The sequence below is a fragment of the Pseudomonas sp. PDM03 genome (assembly GCF_014852385.1).
GTDB classification, from domain to species: Bacteria; Pseudomonadota; Gammaproteobacteria; order Pseudomonadales; family Pseudomonadaceae; genus Aquipseudomonas; species Aquipseudomonas migulae.
This window is the reverse complement of record NZ_JACVBM010000047.1, coordinates 1-1,314: the sequence shown is the minus strand read 5'-3', so window position 1 is coordinate 1,314 and position 1,314 is coordinate 1. Positions and strand designations below refer to the sequence as shown.

Sequence of the window (1,314 nt, the reverse complement as noted above, 5' to 3'; positions counted from 1 at the left end):
TGTCCCGTCCTGAATAAGGTTTACACCTTCTGATCTGTTTTTCAGGAGGACGTAATGGAATCAGTAAAAAGGCGTAGTCAGCGAGACTACACGCTGACCTTTAAATTGTCGGTCGTCGATCAAGTCGAAAAAGGCGAGCTGAGTTATAAAGAGGCTCAGGAGCGCTACGGGATTCAAGGCAAAACGACTGTTTTGACGTGGTTACGCAAGCATGGTCGGCAAGATTGGAGCCCAGGCACCTACATTGGCTCGCCGAGGATGGGATCTATGCCCGACAAAAACCGACCATTAACGCCTGAACAACGCATCAAAGAGCTCGAAGAGCAGCTGGCGCTGTCCAATCAGAAAGCGCAGTTTTTCGAGGCTGTCGTCGATGTCTTGAAAAATGACTACGGTCTTACTGTCGTAAAAAAGCGTCCCGGCAAGTCCTCGCGCAAAAACGAATCCAAAACCTGAGCATCAGCAGGGCTTGCCAGTTCATGGGGATAAGCCGACAGGCTTACTACAAACGCAATCGCGCCGATGCTGCTCGTCTCGTTCTGGATCAGAAAGTTGCCGATTTCGTTCAGCAAAAGCGTCAGCGGCAGCCACGTCTGGGCACGCGAAAGCTGCATTATTTACTGCAGTGCCAGCCGCAACTTGAGCTGCAAGTGGGTCGAGATCGGCTGTTTTCGATTCTGCGCGAAAGACGTTTATTGGTGGCTCGCAAGCGGGCTTATCACAAGACGACCGACAGCCATCATCGCTTTCGACGCCATCCGAACCTGCTCAAGCCCGGTCCTGATCAGGTCGTCCCAAGCGGCCCGGAGCAAGTCTGGGTGGCTGACATTACGTATGTGCCCACTCAGGAAGGTGTGGCCTATCTGAGCCTTGTGACGGATGCTTTTTCGCGAAAGATCGTGGGCTATCACGTCCATGAAAGCCTGCACACCGAGTCGGTAGCGCAAGCGCTACGCCGCGCGGTGAAGCGGCGCAGAACGGAACAGCCGCTGGTTCATCACTCGGACAGAGGCAGCCAGTATTGCTCGGGAATGTACCAGGCGTTGCACGCGAAGCACGGCATCAGGTGTTCGATGACGGACGGCTATGACTGCTACCAAAATGCCTTGGCAGAGCGGGTCAACGGGATCTTGAAGACGGAGCTTCTGCTTCAGAGGCCACAGGACTTGATGCAGGCGAAGAAGATGGTGAGTGAATCAATATCGATCTACAACCACGAGCGTCCGCACCAGTCTTTGAAATACAAAACGCCCGATGCGATGCATCGGGCGCTGGGATGAAACAGGTGTAAACCTATTTCAGGACTAGACACTG

The 1,314-nt window shown here is 53.7% G+C and carries 1 pseudogene; it reads left to right on the top strand.

What is annotated here, in order from left to right:
• The first annotated feature begins 54 nt into the window (after positions 1–54).
• Positions 55–1,308: pseudogene (locus IB254_RS29330) on the top strand (IS3 family transposase).
• Positions 1,309–1,314 lie beyond the last annotated feature (6 nt).